The sequence below is a fragment of the Methylobacterium sp. A52T genome, from assembly GCF_053346095.1.
On sequence record NZ_JBKFBI010000136.1, the window covers coordinates 1 to 17,363 of the forward strand.

General features: G+C 72.7%; 15 protein-coding genes. 8 read left to right on the forward strand and 7 right to left on the reverse strand.

From position 1 onward, the window contains the following. Positions 1-1,321: S8 family peptidase (locus ACLBYE_RS24635; protein WP_447696186.1), on the reverse strand; the 1,321-nt coding region annotated here is incomplete at its 3' end. 379 nt (positions 1,322-1,700) lie between these two features. On the opposite strand from ACLBYE_RS24635, the gene ACLBYE_RS24640 reads away from it, so the two are divergent. Beyond that, complete coding sequence (locus ACLBYE_RS24640; RefSeq protein ID WP_447696187.1) at positions 1,701-2,756, forward strand: helix-turn-helix domain-containing protein; 1,056 nt, start codon at positions 1,701-1,703, stop codon at positions 2,754-2,756. 1 nt (position 2,757) lies between these two features. Next, entirely contained in the window at positions 2,758-3,936 is a 1,179-nt protein-coding gene (locus ACLBYE_RS24645; RefSeq protein WP_447696188.1) for a transporter substrate-binding domain-containing protein, read from the forward strand. Positions 3,937-3,962: 26 nt separating this feature from the next. Here the strand turns inward: ACLBYE_RS24645 and ACLBYE_RS24650 are convergent, their stop codons facing one another. The 6 genes from ACLBYE_RS24650 to ACLBYE_RS24675 form a co-directional block, all read right to left on the reverse strand. Further along, on the reverse strand, positions 3,963-5,336 hold the full coding sequence (locus tag ACLBYE_RS24650; protein ID WP_447696189.1) for an LLM class flavin-dependent oxidoreductase: 1,374 nt from the start codon (positions 5,334-5,336) through the stop codon (positions 3,963-3,965). After that, positions 5,336-6,574: an SfnB family sulfur acquisition oxidoreductase gene (locus tag ACLBYE_RS24655; protein WP_447696190.1), complete on the reverse strand. Its 1,239-nt coding sequence runs from the start codon at positions 6,572-6,574 to the stop codon at positions 5,336-5,338. Before ACLBYE_RS24655 ends, ACLBYE_RS24650 begins: the two co-directional genes overlap by 1 nt. A gap of 10 nt (positions 6,575-6,584) precedes the next feature. Next, complete coding sequence (locus ACLBYE_RS24660; RefSeq protein ID WP_447696191.1) at positions 6,585-7,829, reverse strand: SfnB family sulfur acquisition oxidoreductase; 1,245 nt, start codon at positions 7,827-7,829, stop codon at positions 6,585-6,587. 208 nt (positions 7,830-8,037) lie between these two features. Further along, positions 8,038-8,691, reverse strand: a complete 654-nt coding sequence (locus ACLBYE_RS24665) for a methionine ABC transporter permease (protein ID WP_020096012.1) — start codon at positions 8,689-8,691, stop codon at positions 8,038-8,040. Positions 8,692-8,766: 75 nt separating this feature from the next. Beyond that, positions 8,767-9,933, reverse strand: a complete 1,167-nt coding sequence (locus tag ACLBYE_RS24670; protein WP_447696197.1) for a methionine ABC transporter ATP-binding protein — start codon at positions 9,931-9,933, stop codon at positions 8,767-8,769. Further along, positions 9,933-10,733, reverse strand: a complete 801-nt coding sequence (locus ACLBYE_RS24675) for a MetQ/NlpA family ABC transporter substrate-binding protein (protein WP_447696192.1) — start codon at positions 10,731-10,733, stop codon at positions 9,933-9,935. The genes ACLBYE_RS24670 and ACLBYE_RS24675 overlap by 1 nt, the downstream gene beginning before the upstream one ends. A gap of 548 nt (positions 10,734-11,281) precedes the next feature. On the opposite strand from ACLBYE_RS24675, the gene ACLBYE_RS24680 reads away from it, so the two are divergent. From ACLBYE_RS24680 to ACLBYE_RS24705, 6 genes are all read left to right on the forward strand, one after another. Then, positions 11,282-11,524, forward strand: coding sequence for a hypothetical protein (locus ACLBYE_RS24680; RefSeq protein WP_100253618.1), 243 nt, complete (start codon positions 11,282-11,284; stop codon positions 11,522-11,524). A 323-nt stretch (positions 11,525-11,847) separates the two neighbouring features. Then, the gene (locus tag ACLBYE_RS24685) at positions 11,848-13,071 is read left to right on the forward strand and encodes a metallophosphoesterase family protein (protein WP_447696193.1); all 1,224 of its coding nucleotides are present in this window, start codon (positions 11,848-11,850) and stop codon (positions 13,069-13,071) included. 67 nt (positions 13,072-13,138) lie between these two features. Continuing rightward, on the forward strand, positions 13,139-14,407 hold the full coding sequence (locus ACLBYE_RS24690; protein ID WP_447696194.1) for an arsenic transporter: 1,269 nt from the start codon (positions 13,139-13,141) through the stop codon (positions 14,405-14,407). Between the two features lie 31 nt (positions 14,408-14,438). Then, positions 14,439-15,359, forward strand: a complete 921-nt coding sequence (locus ACLBYE_RS24695) for a DMT family transporter (RefSeq protein WP_020096018.1) — start codon at positions 14,439-14,441, stop codon at positions 15,357-15,359. 12 nt (positions 15,360-15,371) lie between these two features. Next, complete coding sequence (locus tag ACLBYE_RS24700) at positions 15,372-16,769, forward strand: TAXI family TRAP transporter solute-binding subunit (protein WP_447696195.1); 1,398 nt, start codon at positions 15,372-15,374, stop codon at positions 16,767-16,769. A 1-nt stretch (position 16,770) separates the two neighbouring features. Continuing rightward, positions 16,771-17,363 (forward strand): CHASE3 domain-containing protein (locus ACLBYE_RS24705; protein WP_447696196.1); only part of this gene is annotated, 593 nt, incomplete at its 3' end.

The following is a 17,363-nucleotide window of genomic DNA, read 5'->3' on the forward strand; positions in this document are numbered from 1 at the left end:
GGTTGAGCAGGCCCCAGCCGAAAGTGGCGTTCGGGGCGTTGGCAGGCCCGTCGCCGAGGTGGGTGGCGGTGGTGAACATGGTCTGGGCGATCTGCGGCGCCGTCAGGAACGGGAACGCCTGACGCAGAACAGCGGCGGCACCGGCCACGTGCGGCGAGGCCATCGATGTGCCGCTCAGGCTCTGGTAACCGCCACCGGCTTTGGTCGAATAGATACCTTCTCCTGGGGCGACGATGCACCATTGCGCAGCAACACCGCACAGGTTGCTGGTCGGGGAAATATTGTTATTCCTATCTACGTTTACAACGGCGACGATGTAGCCTGAAACGTCTGAGAAATCGATCTTGCTTTGATCGATTTTTCGACGATCTGGATCCAATACAGATTCGTAGATCGGCTCTCCGGTCTGAGGGTTGTGTCCAACGACGATAAGCTTTGTAATTTCTCTGTCGTAAAAAGTATAAACCCCACTGGAGGAGTTAGATGGTTTTATGTATGGCAGAAGTGCCGAATCGCTGGGACTTTGCGCTGTCCCGGGCTGATCCCGCCGATCATTTCCTGCAGCAAACACAAATAGCATGTCTTTGGCCGAGCCACGCTTGATCGCCTCGTACTGGACGATTTGAGCATTATACCAGTACTGTTGACTCGCGACGCTCTCATCAATTTGCCAAAAGTTTACCCCATAGCTCCCATTCAAGACACGGGCGCCGTTGTTGGCCGCATAGTCGATAGCTGCTGGAACGGCGAACGCCCCCAAGGTAGATGGTAGCGCAAGTAATTTGCTGTCGAACGCGACGCCCATCATCCCGATACCGTCGCGCGCGGCGGCAATCGTGCCCGATACATGTGTTCCGTGCCCGCGAGGGTCCGAATCTGTGAGCGTGTCGGGATCGATCCCCGGAAGAAAAGATCGCGAGCGGTCTGACAGCTGACCGGTGAATTCGGGATGGTTTGCGTAAATGCCGGTGTCGATCACAGAGACGACGACACCGCTTCCGGTAAAGCCTCGCGCATAGGCAGTCGCGGCGTTGATCGCCGCCAAGCCCCAATCGGCTCGATACTCCGGCGTGTCGAACTGGCTCGCCGTCAACGGTACCCCGAAGGCATCGACCGTCGAGGGCGAGCGCGCCGGCACGGTCTGCGCCGCGACAGGTCCCAGAACCAGCGCGAGCGTCGCGAGCGAGCTGCCGACCAGCAACCCGAGCCGCACGGCGCCGCGCCGCCGGGTTCCGGCGCCCGCGCCCCGGCTCGGATCACAGGATCCGGTCACACGCTCGACACCGCTATACTGTTGGACCACCGGACTGACCCCCGTCATGCCTGCCGCAAGCTTTGCACGGGGGTTAGGAAATGCGAGTTTAACGGACTATCACATCGCGGCCACACCCGGTGCCGCGCGCGACGTCTCGAAACGGGGATCCCCCTTTCTGGGACGGAAGGAACCACACCGCCGGCTCGCGGGTCACGATGATCGGACGTTGCGCCGGGGGCGTTCCGGTCGGGCGGCGCCCGCGTCGAATCGCACGCCGCCCCGGCAAACGACAGTGTACAGCCGTCCGGGCCGGCGGGAGACAGGAAGACTGTCCGGGTGGGCGCGGCTAACGTGCGGGACGACCGGACCGCGTTGCCACGCGTCACCTTGGGGCAGGCCCTCGTTCTTCATCGGTCGCGCTAACAGCAGGTGTCAGGCTCTACGTATGTCTTCCGAGGAGAGAAACCGGGACCCGGACGCGGCGCCGGCCGGGGGCGAGGCTCCGGGCGGCGAGGTCGCCTGCCTGCGGTTCGAGCCGCCCGGGGATCCCGCGGCGCTGGGGCGGGCGTGGCAGGACCATCTCGCGCCCATCTTCGACGTGAGCTTCCGCCCGGAGACCGACCTCACCGTCCCGATCGCGATGCGCAGCTACCATCTCGGCGACCTGCTGGTCGGCGACGTGGTGGCGCCGGCCCACACCCTCGTGCGGACGCGGGAGATGATCGGCCAGCAGGGCCTCGACCACATCCTGCTCCAGTTCTACCGGCGGGGGCAGAGCCGCGTGGAGACCGATCAGGGCAGCGGCCCCGTGAACGAGGTGCAGTGCATCGTCTTCGACCTCGCCCAGCCCGTGCGCATCGTGGCGGCTGCCGTCGACGCCACGAACGTCGTGATCCCCCGCGCCCTGCTGGAGAAGCAGGGCTGCCACCCCGACGCCCTGCACGGCCGCCCCCTCGACCACGACGGCGACCCGTTCGGGCGGCTGGTCCACAATTTCGTCGCCAACGTCGTCGCCTGCGGCGACCTCCTCGACCGCCGCGAGGCTCTGGCGGCCTCGGCGGCGATCACCCAGCTCTGCGCCAGCTGGCTGCGCGGGCAGGAGGAGGGGCGCCCCTCCCAGCACCAGGACATCCGGATCCGGGTCCGCCGCCTCGTCGAGGCGGAGCTCGGCAACCCGAAGCTGACGCCCGCCCTGATCGCGACCCGGCTCGGCCTGTCGCGCTCGACCCTGTACCGGCTGTTCGCCCCCAACGGCATCGTGGCGTATATCCGCGACCGCCGCCTCATGGCGGCGATGCGGATGCTCGTGCGCGACGATGCCCCCAAACCCCTGCGCATCTCGCAGGTCGCCTTCGCGGTCGGCTTCTCGGACGAGCGGACCTTCCGGCGGGCGTTCAAGCGCCGGTTCGGCTTCATCCCGAGCGACGCGTCCCAGCGCCTGGAGACCGGCCCCGAACCCGCGCCCGGCGCCGTCCTGCGCAACTGGATCGAGAGCCTCTGACGTGCCGCGCCGGTCGGCCGGCCGGCGGCGCGCCGGGGCGCTGTCCCTTTTCCTGTATCTCGCCCTGTGCTTCGCGGCCGCCGCGCCGCTCGCCGCGGAGCCCGTCCGGGCCGAGAATCGGGAGGCGGCGCCCGCGCTCCGCACCGGCGAGCCCGAGACGTGGCGGGTCGCGACCCATCCGGTGCCGCCCCTGGTCATGGACGAGGACGGCCGGCTGCGCGGGTTCAGCATCGATCTCTGGAACGCCATCGCGCGGGATCTCGGCGTCCGGACGGCCTACCTGCGCGTCGACGACCTGCCGGCGCTGTTCGCGGCGGTCTCGGACGGGCGCGCGGACCTCGCCATCGCGGCGGTGTCGATCACCGCGGAGCGCGAGCGGCGTTTCGACTTCTCCGTCACGATGCTGGAGACCGGCCTGCGCATCGCCGTCCGGGCGGAGCCGGACGCGACCGGCTCGGCCACCGCGCGGGCCCTCCGGGCGCTCCTGAGCGACGCCGCCTTCCTGCAGGTCCTGCTGGGGCTCGCCGCCCTGATCCTGGCGGTGGCGGCCCTGGTCTGGTGGCTCGAGCGGCGCCACCCCGGCGGCATGGCGGCGCGCTCGGGACCGGCGCGCGGCTTCGCCCACGTCGTCTGGTGGGCCCTGAGCAGCCTCGCCGCCCAGGCGGAGGAGATGCCGCGCAGCCCGCTGGCGCGGGCCGTCACGGTGCTCTGGCTGTTCACCTGCATCGCCCTGGTGGCGTGGTTCACCGCCGGCCTGACCAGCACGGCGACCGTGGAGCGCCTGCGCGGCGCGATCAACGGCCCGCAGGACCTGCCGGGCAAGCGGGTGGGCACGGTCGCCAACACCACCTCGGTCGCCTACCTGGCGGACCATTTCGCCACGCCGGTGGGTTTCGCGACCCTGGAGGAGGCCTGCGCGGCGCTGCAGGCCGGCACGGTCGCGGCGGTGGTCTACGATGCTCCCGCGCTCAGCTACTACGCGACCCGGCCCGGCCACGAGGCCCTGCGCCTGGTCGGCACCGCCTTCAACCGGCAATCCTACGGCATCCTGTTCCCGGCCAGCGACCCCCGGCGCAAGCGCGTCAACCAGGCCCTGCTGGGCCTGCGGGAGGACGGCCGCTACGACGAGATCTACGGCCGCTGGTTCGGCTCCGAGAGCGGCGAGTCCCAGGGTCGCTGATCAGGGTCGCTGATCAGGACCGCTGATCAGGGCCGCCGAGGCGCGGCGCGGTAGGCCTCGGCCGGGTGGCGGGCGGGCAGCCGGTCCCCCTGGCCGAACAGCTTCGCCCGCAGCGAGCCCTCGGCGTAGGCGGTCTTGTAGAGGCCGCGATCCTGCAGTTCCGGGATCACGAGGTCGATGAAGTCCGAGAAACTCTCCGGCACGACGATCCGGCTGAGGTTGAACCCGTCGACCTCGCCCTCCGCGATCCAGGCCTGGAGTTCATCGGCGATCGTCACGGCGTCGCCGGTGAGGACCGCGTAGCGGCCGCCGAGCTGCAATTCGGCGAGGAGGTCGCGCTTCGTCAGCCCGCGCCTGGCCGCCGCCGCGGTGGCCGACTGGATGGCGTTGCCCGGTGCGTAGGGGATCGGCTCGTCGAGGCCGTAGCGGGCGAAGTCGATCCCCGTGGAGGCGGAGAAATGCGCGAGGCCCGCCTCCGGGCTCGCGTAGGACAGGTACTCGTCCCGCTTGGCCTCGGCCTCCGCCCGGGTCCGCCCGGGGATCACCGCGAGGCCGACGAACACCTTCACGTCGTCGGGTTCCCGGCCGGCCGCGACCGCCTCGGCCCGGATGGCGCGGACGGATTCGCGAGCGCTGGCCGGGTCGCGGGCCGAGATGAACACGCACTCGGCGTGGCGGCCCGCGAAGGCGCGGCCGCGGCCTGAGGCGCCGGCCTGGTAGAGCACCGGCGTGCGCTGGCGCGACGGCTCCGACAGGTGGTAGCCTTCGACCGCGAAGAACTCGCCCCGGTGGGTGACCTTGCGGATATGGGCGGGATCGCTGAACACCCGCGCCGCCTGGTCGCGGCGCACGGCCGCGTCGTCCCAGCTGCCCTCCCAGAGCCGGTAGAGCACCTCCAGGTACTCGTCGGCGTAGTCGTAGCGCCGGTCGTGCGCCGGCAACGTGCCGCCGCTCTGGGCGCGGTGGGCGCTGTCGAGGTAGCCGGTGACGACGTTCCAGCCGATCCGGCCGCCCGTCAGGTGGTCGAGGGTCGAGAGGCGCCGGGCGAAGGTGTAGGGTGCCTCCTGGTGGACGTTGATCGTCACCCCGAAGCCGAGATGCTCGGTCACCGCCGCCATGGCGGAGATCATCACGGTCGGGTCGTTGACCGGGAGCTGCACGGCCTCCCGGGCGGTCACGTCGATGCCGCCGCCGTAGATGTCGTAGACGCCGATGATGTCGGCGATGAACAGGCCGTCGAACAGGCCGCGCTCCAGGAGCCTCGCCTGCTCGGTCCAGTAGGACAGCGTGTTGTAGTCGGCCGAGCGGTCGCGCGGGTGGGTCCAGAGCCCGTGGTTGATGTGGCCCGCGCAGGTCATGTTGAAGGCGTTCAGCAGGATCTGCTTCGTCGCGGCGGCCATCAGAGCGCTCCGTGCCGGGGCGGCTGCCGGCCGTCGAGGTGGTAGGCGCCGATCCAGTGGTACTTCCAGCGCACCGGATCGTGCAGGGTGTGGGTGCGGACGTCGCGCCAGTAGCGGTCGAGCGCCTCGGCCCGGTCGGTGGCCGAGGTGCCGCCGAGCTCGACCAGCTTGTTGGCCGCGAGCAGGCCGGCGCGGTGGCTCGCCGCCCGGGCCTCCGCCACCGCCACGGAGGCGGCCGCGACGCTGTCGGCGTCGGGGGCTTCCTGCGCGGCGTCCACGTAGCGGCCGGCCCGCGCCAGCAGGGCGTCGGCCGCCGCGAGGCGCACCTGGACGTCGCCCAGCGCGTGGAGGGTCAGGGGATCCTCGCTCGCCCGCGCGACCCCGGAATCGATCCACGGCCGGGCGCGGTCCCGCACGAAGGGCAAGGTCGCCGCGAAGGCGCCCGCGCCGATGCCGAGATCGATCCCGGCGTGCAGGATCTGCGCGAAGGGGCCGATGGCGGTGGGCCGCTCCAGCGAGGCCTGGAACGGCACCACCCAGTCGGGCTCCACGGCGACGTGCTCGAACAGGACCGAGCCCGAGCCGGTGAGCCGCTGCCCGAACCCGTCCCAGTCGTCGACCAGGGTCACGCCCGGCGCGTCCCGGGGGACGAAGACGAGGTAGGCGACCGCCCGGCCGTCCTCCTCGGCGTTGGCCAGGGTGGGGATGCGGTGGGCGTAGAGCGAGCCGGTGCAGTAATATTTGCGGCCCTCGACATACCAGCCGGCCGGGTCGCGCACGAGGCGGGTGCGGCGGGTGTGGTCGCGCGCGCCGGTCTCGGCCAGCGCGTTGCCGAAGCGCTCGCCCGCCAGGACGCGGCCGTAGAGGGCGCGCTTCTGGGCCTCGGTGCCGCCGTTGCGCAGCACCTCCAGGGCGTAGAAATGGTTCTGCGGGATCTGGCCGAGGGAGCCGTCCGCCGCGGCGATCCGGGCGATCACCTGGGCGACCGTGGCGCTGTCGAGGCCGGGGCCGCCGTATTCCCTCGGCACCGTGATCGCCCAGAGGCCGGATTCGGTGAAGCGCGCGATCTCGGCGACCGGCAGGCGGCGCTCCAGGTCGCGCTCGGCGGCGGCCTCGGCGAAGGCCTCCGCCAGCCGGTCGGCGACGGCGAGCGCCGCGGCGGCGTCCGGAAGGACCGGCACCGGGCGCGGCGGCGCGGGTGCCTGCGTGAAGGCGGTCTCGTGGGGCTGGAGCGGCATCGCCCGGTCCTCAGTTCCACTGGTGCCGGGCGGGCAGCACGCCGTTCAGGGCGTGGTTGCCGAGGAGGTGGTACTTCCACCGCACGGGGTCGTGCAGGGTGTGGACCCGGGCGTCGCGCCAGTACCGGCCGAGATTGTACCCGTCGCGGGTCGCCGAGGCGCCGGCGAGCTCGAGCAGCCGCTCGGAGGCCTCCAGGGCCGCCTCGGTGGTGAGGATCTTGGCCTGCGCCACCGCCACCGAGGCCTCGGCCGCGCTCTGGGCGGTGACGGGGGCCGCGGCGATCCGGTCGAGCGCCCGTCCGGCCCGGGCCAGGACCTCCTCGGCGGCGTGCAGGTCGACGGCGAGCCGCCCGACCTCGCCGAGGATGTGGGGATCCTCCGCGACGGTCTCGGCGGTGAAGGGATAGGGCCGGGCCCGGCTGCGCAGGAAGTCGAGGGCGGCGGCAGCCGCGCCCCGGGCGAGCCCGGCGTCGATCGCCGCGTGGATCAGCTGCGAGACCGGCCCGAACAGGCCCGGGCGCCCGGCCAGGGGCGCGAGGTCGATCGTCAGCTCCGCCTCGACCGGGGCCTGCGCGAAGATCACGGTGCCGCTCGCCGTGGTGCGCTGGCCGAAGCCCTGCCAGTCGTCGACCACCCGCACGCCGGGGGCGTCCCGGCGCACGAAGACCAGGAGCGGGCCGCCGTCGGGGCCGACCGCGCGCGTCGGGATCCAGTGGGCGAAGAGCGCGCCCGTGGAGTAGAAGCGCGTGCCGCTGAGCCGCGGGCCCTCCGGACCGGCGGTCAGCCGCGTGTCCACGCCGGTGATCGCCTTGCCGTTGCGGGCGGGGCCGGCATTGCCGATCCGGTGGCCGGCGAGCACGTCGCGGTAGATCCGCGCCTGCTGGGCGGGGCTGGCTGCGGCCGCGACCAGCGCCAGGACGCCGAACTGGTTCTGGGGGATCTGCGCCGCCGAGCCGTCGGCGGCGGCCAGGATCGCGAAGACCTCCGCGAGCGTCGCGTGCGAGACCCCGGCGCCGCCGTGGGCGCGCGGCACCGTGATGCCGCCGAGGCCGCTCTCCGTGAAGGCCGCGATCTCCGCCCAGGGCAGGCGCCGGTCGCGGTCGCGCTCGGCCGCGCCCGCCGCGAAGATCCGGGCCACGGCCCGCGCGGCCGCGATCGCCTCGGCGTCCGAGCGGATCCGGTGCGGCGGCGACGGCGGCGGCGGCGGCCGATCTTCGACCGGGTCGGTGACGGGATCGTCCAGGTGCAGGCTCATACGGTTTCCGGTTGACCGCTCGGGTTGGGACGTCCCGCCGTCATCGCGAGCGCTGCGAGGCGCCCCGGGGGCCGCGCGCGGTTGGAAGACGCGGCGCTGCCTGGATCGCTCCGCTCCGCGCGCGCGGACGGCGATGTCGAGGTCATCGACCGGGGACGATCCATGGGTGCGCGCTCCCGGCCGGATCGCCCAGGTCGGACGGTCTCGCTCAGCGGGCCCGGAGCCGCCGCACCGCGGTGTCGCCCGCGAACTGGACCGCGCACACGAGGGCGATCAGGATCGCGATCACCACCACCATCACTGTGGTGTCGAAGCGCTGGTAGCCGTACCGGATGGCGACGTCCCCGAGCCCGCCCGCGCCCACCGCGCCGGCCATCGCGGAGGCGCCGATCATCGCCACCACCGTGATGGTGAAGCCGGCCACGATGCCCGGCAGCGCCTCGGGCAGGAGCACGTGGGCGAGGATGTGCCGGCGCCGGCAGCCGATGGACTGGGCGGCCTCGATCAGGCCCGCGTCCACCTCCCGCAGCGAGACCTCGGCGATCCGGGCGAAGAACGGGGTCGCGCTCACCGAGAGCGGCACGATCGCCGCCCAGACGCCGATCGTGGTGCCGGCCACCAGCCGGGTGAACGGGATCAGCGCAACCAGCAGCACGATGAAGGGCACGGCCCGGAAGCCGTTGACCACGGTCCCGACCACCCGGTGGGCCGTCGGCGCCGCGAAGATGCCGCCGGGCCCGGAGGTGACGAGGAACAGCGCCAGGGGAATGCCGGCGACCACGGCGATCCCGGCCGAGACCCCGACCATGAGCGCGGTGTCGAGGAAGGCCTGCCAGAGGCGTTCGATCATCTGCGGCGACATGGCGGGCCTCCGGGTCCGGGGTGCTGGGGCGGCGGTGTATCGGTCGGGGTATCGGAGGAGCGGTCCGGCATCGTCTCACCCCACCGCCGCGTCGGCGGGGACGTAGCCGACCCGCTCCACGTCGCCGCCGAGCGTCCGCAGCCGCGCCTCCGCGTCCGGATCCTCGGCCGGGACGGCCACCAGCATCCGGCCGACCGCGTGGCCCTGGATCCGCTCGATGCCCGCCTGGAGCAGGCGCACCGTCGCCCCGGCCCCCGCGAGGCCCGAGAGATCCGGCGCGGCCCGGCCCGAGCAGGTGATCCGCAGGATCGCCCAGCCGCCCGGCGCGGGCCGCGGCTGCAGCCGGGCCGCCAGATCCGGCGGCAGCCCGCGGGTCAGGGGCTCGAGCAGCGCCCGGGTTGTCGGGTGCTCGGGCGCCCCGAACACGCGCCAGACCGGCCCGGTCTCGACGACCCGGCCGCCCTCCAGCACCACCACGTCGCTGCAGATCTCGCGGATCACGCTCATCTCGTGGGTGATCAGGATGATGGTGATCCCGAGCCGCCGGTTGATGTCGCGCAGCAGGTCGAGGATCGCCAGCGTCGTCTCCGGGTCGAGGGCGGAGGTCGCCTCGTCGCAGAGCAGGATCTCCGGATCGCTCACGAGCGCCCGGGCGATGCCGACCCGCTGCTTCTGGCCCCCGGAGAGCCGCGACGGGTAGGTGTCGGCCTTGTCCTCCAGGCCGACGAGGCGCAGGGCCTCCGCGACCCGCGGGCCGATCGCGTGCCGGGGGACGCCCGCGACCGTGAGCGGCAGCGCCACGTTCTGCCGGACGGTCTTGGCCGCCAGCAGGTTGAAGTGCTGGAAGATCATGCCGATGCGCCGGCGCAGCGCCACGAGCCCGTCGGTGTCGAGGGCGTCGATCGGGGCGCCGTCGACCAGGACCCGGCCCGAACTCGGCGCCTCCAGCCGGTTGACCGTGCGCAGGAGGCTCGACTTGCCCGCCCCCGAGCGGCCGATGATGCCGAAGATCGCGCCGGCGGGGATCGCGAGGTCCACCCGGTCGAGCGCCTGCACCGGCCCGGCGGCCGAGCGGTAGGTCTTCGAGACGGACTCGAACCGCACCGTGCCGGTCTCCCGGCCGGCCTCGCTGCCGGGCGCTGCGGCCGGGCTCCGGGCGGCTGTCGCGGCGCCCGGGCTCGTCCGCCCGGCCGCGGCCGGCGTGCCCGGATCGCGCAGGCTGTCGAAGATCAGGCCGACCATCAGTTCTGCCACGCCATCAGGTAGAGCTTGTCGCTGTTGGCGAAGGACTTGCGGATCTGCTGTTTCACGGCCTCCGAGTTCTGGAAGAGCGTCACGAATTTCCGGATCACGGGGTCCTCCTTGCGGGCGGCCTTGGTGACGAAGCTCACGGCGAAGCGCCGGTCCTCGATACCGGAATAGATCAATCCGCTGGTCGGGTCGAAACTGCCGGCCGCCACGATGAAGTGCGGGTAGCCCAGGGCGAGGTCGACGTCGCCGGTGATCCGCGCGAGCTGCGGCCCCTCGACCTCGGTGAACCGCAGCTTCTTCGGGTTCCCGACGATGTCGTCGAGGGTGCCGAGGAAGCCGACACCGTCCTTCAGCGTGATCAGCCCGGCCTTCTGGAGGAGCAGCAGGCCGCGGCCCTGGTTCACCGGGTCGTTGGCGATCGCCACCGTGCCGCCCGCCGGGATCTGGTCGAAGCTCTTATGCTTCAGGGAGTACAGGCCGATATTGGACAGGATCCCGAGCCCGACGATGTCGAACGCGTAGCCCTTCTGCTTGGCGGCGTTCTCCATGAAGGGGCGGTGCTGGAAGAAGTTCACGTCGATGTCGCCGGCGTCGAGGGCGACGTTGGGCGTCGTCCAGTCGCTGAACTCGACCACCTTGACGTCGAGGCCCTCGGCCTCGGCCTCCCGGGCCGCGACCGTGACGGCGTCGCCGTAGGCGCCGGGCACGACGCCGACCCGGAGGGACTCCGCCCCGGCCGGCAGGGCTCCGAGGCTGAGCGCCGCGACGGCGAGGAGGCGCAGGAACTTCATCGGGCGGGAACTCTGATCGGGATGAACGGGGGCAAGTCCGGCAGTCGGGCCGCGATGGTTCGCTCCGCATCCGAAGGCACGCGGACACGATCCATCAAGTCGACAGGCGCCGTCTCACGTGGATGATTGTCTCGCGTCAGGTTTAGATCAGCGCGGCCCGTCCCGAAATTCTAAAGATCGTCGTTCGACGACACGAACGATCTCCCGATACCCCTGAACCGGAGAGGCGCATGCTGCGCCCCCGCGGGGCTTCTCTCTGGCTCCTCTCTGGCTCCTCTCCAGCCCCGCGCGCGCGGTCTCGCGGGCGGTCCGGTCGCGGGGACGGGGCGCGGGGCCCGGGCGGGTCCCGGATCGGCCGTCTGGTCGCCGAATACGGGTCGGTCCGGCGGGCGGAGCGCCGGAACAAGCCTTGTCGGATCGGATTGAACCTGCGATTATTCAGTCATCGCAACGGCTTAGTGAAGATCATGCTCTTCCGCGAGCACTCCGCGAACGAAACCTTCTCCCCCATCCTCGATCCGGGGGATGAGCCTTCCCGGGTCGCGGAGATGCCCCGCCGCCCGGTCCCCGAGGCTTGGTCCGGCGTCGCCGCGCCGGCCCTCGCCCCGGGCGACGAGGTGGTCTTCGACCGGCTCGACCTCGCCGAGATCCTCGGGATCTGGCGCCATGCCCGCGGCCGGGTCGTGGGGCTCCACCGCCCGTGGGGCGCGGCCGCCACCGTGGACGTGCAGTTCGAGGGGCATGAGACCCTGGAACGCTACCTGCCGGACCTGTTCCGGCGCGTGCACTGAGGCGCGCCGACAGGCCCGCCGGCCGGCGGAGTCACGGGCCGACCCCGGGCTGACCCTGGGCCGACATCGCCCGGATCTGTCGGCTGAGAGGACAGCGAGTGTCTGTTTTCACGACACTTCGCGGCGCCGGGCGCGGATCGGGCCGGCGCTCACGAAAATGTAGGCCCCCACCGGCGCGCGTCTCCTCCCCGGGCCGGAACCCCGCCGGCTCCGAAACGTCGGGCCGGTCGCGACCACCGCGGCCGATCTCCCGGCCGGGGCGGACGGGCCTGTCCGGGGGGCACGATGGCTCAGGGAAACCACAGACGGCGCGCGGGCGCGCCATGACGGCGAACCACGGCGTGTTCGCCTTCGCGCATGTCGGCGACCTGCATCTCGAGCGGGCCTCCGACCCCCACGCCGCCGACCTGCGGGCGATGCTCGCCGAGGTGGCGGGGCTGCACCGACACGGTCTCCTCGACTTCGTCTACATCCCCGGCGACCTCGCCGAGGACGGGCGGGCGGAGCAGTACGCGGTCCTGCGCGAGGCCCTGGACCGGCACCCGGACCTGCCGGTGCGCCTGATCGCCGGCGACCACGACCGCCAGCACGGCACGATGGCGGATTTCGACGCCCTGTTCGCCGCGGTGGCGGGCAGTCCGCGCGGCGGCGGCCACGCGGCGCGGCGCCACGACCTGCCGCGCCCGCGAGACCCCGTCTCCGTGACGCACTACCACTTCGCCGAGACCTGGGCGGGCGTGCGCTGCCTGTTCCTCGACATGGTCAGCCCCGGCTACGGCCAGAAGGGCTTCGGCCTCGACTTCCGCCTCGGCCCCCACCAGCTCGCGTGGCTCGGCGAGGAGCTGGCCCGGGCCGAGCGGGAGGGCCAGCCCTGCGCGGTCTTCGCCCACACCTACCCGGACGACCTCTGCGTGCCCGACGAGCGGGCGGCGCTGGCCGGCCTGATCCGCCACTACGGCGTCCGCCTCGTCGAGATGGGCCATACCCACTACAACGAGCTCGCCCCGGACGGGCGCACCCTCTACGCCGCGGCCCGCTCGGTCGGCCAGAACGAGGACGGCTCGGTCGGCTACGCGGTCGCGGCGATCGACGGGCCGGTCACGAGCTGGCGGTTCAAGCCCCTCGACCGGGCGCTGCCCTTCGTGATGGTCACGAGCCCCGCCGACCGGCGCCTCGCCACGGCGCCCCTCGACGCCGCCGACGGCACGGTCTCGGTGCGCGCCCTCGTGCTGTCGGACCGGCCGCCGGACGCGTGGCGCTGTCACCTGCGCGTCGATGGCGGCCCGGCCCACCCGATGGTGCCGGACGGCCCCCGGACGGTCCACGCCCGCATCCCCTGGCGCGACGGCGCGCGCCGCCTCGCCGTCACGGTCGCGGACGGCACCGGCCGCACCGACACCGAGGTGATCGAGCCCGTGGACCGGAGCTTCGTGCCGCCGCCCGCGCACGAGCGCCCCGGCAGCGACGTGTTCCGCCTGCCGGCCTGGCCCGAGAAGGGGCTCCGGGGTGACCAGCTCGGGCCGAACCGCAACGGCCGGCACTGGTAGCCGGTCCCGCCCGAATCGCGGCACACCGCACCGCACGATCCACCCCACCAGAGGACCACCGCAACCGATGGGCGCGCTGACGCTGACCCCCAACATCGCGACCTGGACGATCGCCGCCCTCGCGACCCTCGGCGTCATCCTGCGGCCGTTCGCGTGGCCGGAGGCGATCTGGGCCGTGCTCGGCGCGGGCGCCCTCGTGGCCCTCGGCCTGCTCGCCCCCGCCACCGCCTGGGACGGCGTTCTGAAGGGGACCGACGTCTACCTGTTCCTCGTCGGCATGATGCTGATGTCGGAGGTGGCCCGGAAGGAGGGCCTGTTCGACTGGCTGGCCTCGATCGCGGTGCGCGCCGCCAGGGGCTCGGCGACCCGGCTGTTCACCCTCGTGTACCTCGTCGGCACCGTCGTCACGGTGTTCCTGTCCAACGACGCCTGCGCGGTGGTGCTCACGCCCGCCGTCTACGCGGCCACCAAGGCCGCCAAGGTGGAGAACCCCCTCCCCTACCTGTTCATCTGCGCCTTCATCGCCAACGCGGCGAGCTTCGTGCTGCCGATCTCGAACCCGGCCAACCTCGTGGTCTTCGCCGAGCACATGCCGCCGCTGGTGCGCTGGCTCGGCCTGTTCGCCCTGCCCTCGCTGCTGGCCATCGCCGCGACCTACGCGGTGCTGCGGCTGACCCAGGCCAGGGCCCTCCGCGGGCAGCAGGTCGCCACCGACGTCGAGGCCGTGTCGCTGTCCCGCACCGGCCTCGTGGCGGGGATCGGCATCGTGGCGACCGGCGGCGTGCTGATCGCGGCTTCCGCGCTCGGCCTCGACCTCGGCCTGCCGACCTTCGTGGCCGGCCTCGCCACCACGGTCGTCGTGCTGCTGCTCAAGCGCGGCGGCCTCGTCGAGGTGGCCAAGGACGTGTCGTGGAGCGTGCTGCCGCTGGTGGCCGGCCTGTTCGTGCTGGTGGAGGCCCTGGAGAAGACCGGCGTCCTGGCGATGCTGGCGGACCTCCTCAAGGGCTACGCCCACGCCGCCCCGGAGGCCACCGCCTGGGGGGCGGGCGGCCTCGTCGCGGTGCTGTGCAACCTCGTCAACAACCTGCCGGCCGGGCTGATCGCGGGCGCCGCCGTCCAGACCGCCCACGTGCCCGAGAAGGTGGCGGGCGCGATCCTGATCGGCGTCGACCTCGGGCCGAACCTGTCGGTGACGGGCTCCCTCGCCACGATCCTCTGGCTCACCGCCATCCGCCGCGAGGGCCAGGACGTCGGCGCCTGGACCTTCCTCAAGCTCGGCCTGCTGGTGATGCCGCCGGCCCTCGCGCTGGCGCTCGCCGGCCTGCTCCTCGTCTGACCCTTCCCCGAGAACCCGAAGGTCCGCGCGCGTGACGGCTGCCCTCCTCTATCCCTTCATCCTGGTGGCGGGCGCGCTGCAGGCGATCGGCAATGCCATGAACGCGCAGCTGCGCGGCCGCATGGTCAATCCGTGGCTCGCCGCGACGGTGTCGTTCCTGCCGATCGTCTTCGTGTTCACGACCCTGTTCCTCACGATGCCGACGCCGCTGCCGAGCCTCGACAGCTTGGGCAAGATGCCCTGGTACGCGCCGCTGGGGGGCCTGGCCGGTGCGGTCGCGGTGTTCGGCGGGCTCGCCTTCATCGACAAGGTCGGCGCCGGGCCGTTCAACGGCCTGACGCTCACCGCCAACATCCTCACCTCCCTGGCGATGGACGCGCTCGGCCTGTTCGGCCTGCAGGCGGCGGGCTTCAAGCCGATGCCCTGGCTCGGCGGCCTGCTGATGGCGGTGGGCGTGACCTTCATCGCGCGCTCGGGCGGCAAGAGCGACGGCGGCGGCTCGGGGGTCGGCGGCAAGCTGCTCTACCCGTTCATCCTCGTGGCCGGCGCCCTGATGGCGATCGGCGTGGTCTGGAACGCGCAGCTCCGCGGCGCCCTGGAGAATCCCTGGCTCGCCGCGACCGTGTCGTTCGTGCCGGTCGTGTTCGTGTTCGCGCTGATGTTCCTGCTGCGGCCGTCGCCGCTGCCGACCCGGGACGACGTCGCGGGCGTTCGCTGGTGGATGCCCCTCGCCGGCCTCACCGGGGCGGTCGCGGTCTTCGCCGGGCTGCTCTTCGTCGACAAGGTCGGGGCCGGTGCCTTCAACGGCCTGCTCATCACCGCCAACCTCCTGACTTCGGTGGCGCTCGACCATTTCGGCTGGTTCGGCATGAAGCGGGTCAAGGCCGGTCCGCCGCGCCTGATCGGCGCCGCCCTGATGGTCGGCGGCATCGTGCTGATCTCGCTGTTCTGAGTGGCCGGGGCGATGTGGACCCTCCCCGCCTGGATCCTGCGCCGGGAGACCCTGCTCCTGGCCGGGGCCGCCCTCCTGGGCGCGGGCGGGGTCGCGGCGTGGTACCTGCTCCAGGCGACGGTGCTCACCATCGCGGTCGCCCCCCGGGACGGGACCGAGCCCGGCCTGATCAAGGCCTACGCGGACGCGCTCGAGGCCGCCCACGAGAATGTCCGGCTGAAGATCCTGTCCTTCGACGACGTGCGCGAGAGCGCCGCCGCCCTGCAGGACGGGCGCGCCGACCTCGCGGTGGTCCGCCCCGACGTGCTGCTGCCGACGAACGGCCTCACCCTGGCGATCCTGCGCGACCAGGCGATGGTCATCGCCTCGCCCGAGCAGGCCGGGATCACGAGCTTCTCGAAGCTCGCCGGCAAGCGGCTCGGCATCGCGGCGCACCGGGACGCCGATCTCTGGCTGCTCCGGAATCTCCTCGGCTATTACGGGCTCACCCTGGAGGAGGCCGCCGGCCCGGCCCGGGACTCGACGGTCCTGCTGGTCCCGGTCGACCAGGAGGCGGTGGCCGGCGCCTTCCGCGAGAGGCGGATCGACGCCTTCGTCAGCATCATCGCGCCCTCGGCCCCGAAGGCGCTGGCCCTGGTCTCTGCCGTGCAGGGCGTCGCCCGCGGCGGCAAGGTGGCGTTCGTCGCCGTGGAGGATGACGGCGCGGTGATCGAGCGCTTCCCGCGGCTCCAGGCGGTCACCGTCCCGGGCGGCCTGTTCGGCGGCCGCCCGAAGTTGCCGGCCGACGACGTGAAGACGGTGGGCGCCTCGTACCGGCTGATGGCCCGGGCTTCCTTGAGCCGCGTCGTGGCGGCCGACGTGACCCAGCAGCTCTTCGAGAAGCGCAGCGCCGCCGCCCTGGCGACGGACGCCGCCGAGTACGTCCAGGCCCCGGCCTACGACACGACCGTGGCGGCCACCAGCGCCCGCATCCCGATCCATCCGGGGGCGATCGACTATTATGAGCGCGACCAGCACGGCTTCATCGAGCGCTACGGCGACACGCTCTACCTCCTCGGCGCGCTGGTGGGCGGCCTCGTCTCGGTGCTGGCCTGGATCCGGCAGCGCCTCGCCAGCCTGCGCCGCGAGCGCATCGACGAACTCCTGGACCGGCTCCTGGAGATCGCCGGGCAGGCCCGGGCGCTGCGCGACCCGGCGGCGATCGAGGCGCTCACCGTCGAGGTCGACGCGCTGGCCATGGACGTCGTCCGCTACGCCCGCGAGCGGGAGCCGGACACCCGCACCATGTCGGCGGCGTCCGTCGCGATCGACACGGCCAGGGCGACCATCGCGGATTGCCGGGCGCGGGCGGCCGAGGACGGGGCGCGGGCCGGGCGGCCCGTCCGGCTGCACGGCGCGGCCGGGGCCTGACATGTCCGTCCCCGCGCCCGCCACCGTGCCCGCCACCGCTACAGCACCGGACCGGAGCGACGAAGCGCCGGACGCCGCCTCCGTCCGGGCGCGTGTCGGCGCGCGCGTGGGGGCGCGGGTCCGGCGATCCCTGCGCTCGCGCACCGTGACCTGGATGACGGTGGGGTTCGCCACGATCCTGGTGATGACCGCCATCGCGCTCGGCGCCTTCGTGTACCAGCAGCGCGGCGTCGACGCCGTGCGCCACACCGTGGCGGTGGACGGGCGCCTCGCCCGGGTCCTGTCGGCGGTGCAGGACGCCGAGACCGGCCAGCGCGGCTATCTGCTCACCGGCGACGAGGCCTTCCTGCTGCCCTTCACCGAGGGGCGGCTGAACGTCGACCAGCAGCTCGATCTCCTGCGCGACCTCGTCCAGGACGACCCCGACCAGCGGGGCGACCTCGACACCCTGGCCGGGCTGATCCGCCGGAAGCTCGACGAGCTCGGCGCCAGCATCGCCCTCATGCGCGCCGGCGACGGCGCGGCGGGCCGCGCCCCGGTGGGGGGGGGGGGGGGGCAGGAGGGGGGGGGGGGGGGCCGCGCCCGGGGGGGCCC

Coding starts and splice junctions, on each gene's coding strand:
- ACLBYE_RS24640 (WP_447696187.1), top strand. CDS start 1,701: ATGTCTTCCGAGGAGAGAAACCGGGACCCGGACGCGGCGCCGGCCGGG.
- ACLBYE_RS24650 (WP_447696189.1), bottom strand. CDS start 5,336: ATGGCCGCCGCGACGAAGCAGATCCTGCTGAACGCCTTCAACATGACC.
- ACLBYE_RS24655 (WP_447696190.1), bottom strand. CDS start 6,574: ATGCCGCTCCAGCCCCACGAGACCGCCTTCACGCAGGCACCCGCGCCG.
- ACLBYE_RS24660 (WP_447696191.1), bottom strand. CDS start 7,829: ATGAGCCTGCACCTGGACGATCCCGTCACCGACCCGGTCGAAGATCGG.
- ACLBYE_RS24665 (WP_020096012.1), bottom strand. CDS start 8,691: ATGTCGCCGCAGATGATCGAACGCCTCTGGCAGGCCTTCCTCGACACC.
- ACLBYE_RS24670 (WP_447696197.1), bottom strand. CDS start 9,933: ATGGTCGGCCTGATCTTCGACAGCCTGCGCGATCCGGGCACGCCGGCC.
- ACLBYE_RS24675 (WP_447696192.1), bottom strand. CDS start 10,733: ATGAAGTTCCTGCGCCTCCTCGCCGTCGCGGCGCTCAGCCTCGGAGCC.
- ACLBYE_RS24680 (WP_100253618.1), top strand. CDS start 11,282: ATGCCCCGCCGCCCGGTCCCCGAGGCTTGGTCCGGCGTCGCCGCGCCG.
- ACLBYE_RS24685 (WP_447696193.1), top strand. CDS start 11,848: ATGACGGCGAACCACGGCGTGTTCGCCTTCGCGCATGTCGGCGACCTG.
- ACLBYE_RS24690 (WP_447696194.1), top strand. CDS start 13,139: ATGGGCGCGCTGACGCTGACCCCCAACATCGCGACCTGGACGATCGCC.
- ACLBYE_RS24700 (WP_447696195.1), top strand. CDS start 15,372: ATGTGGACCCTCCCCGCCTGGATCCTGCGCCGGGAGACCCTGCTCCTG.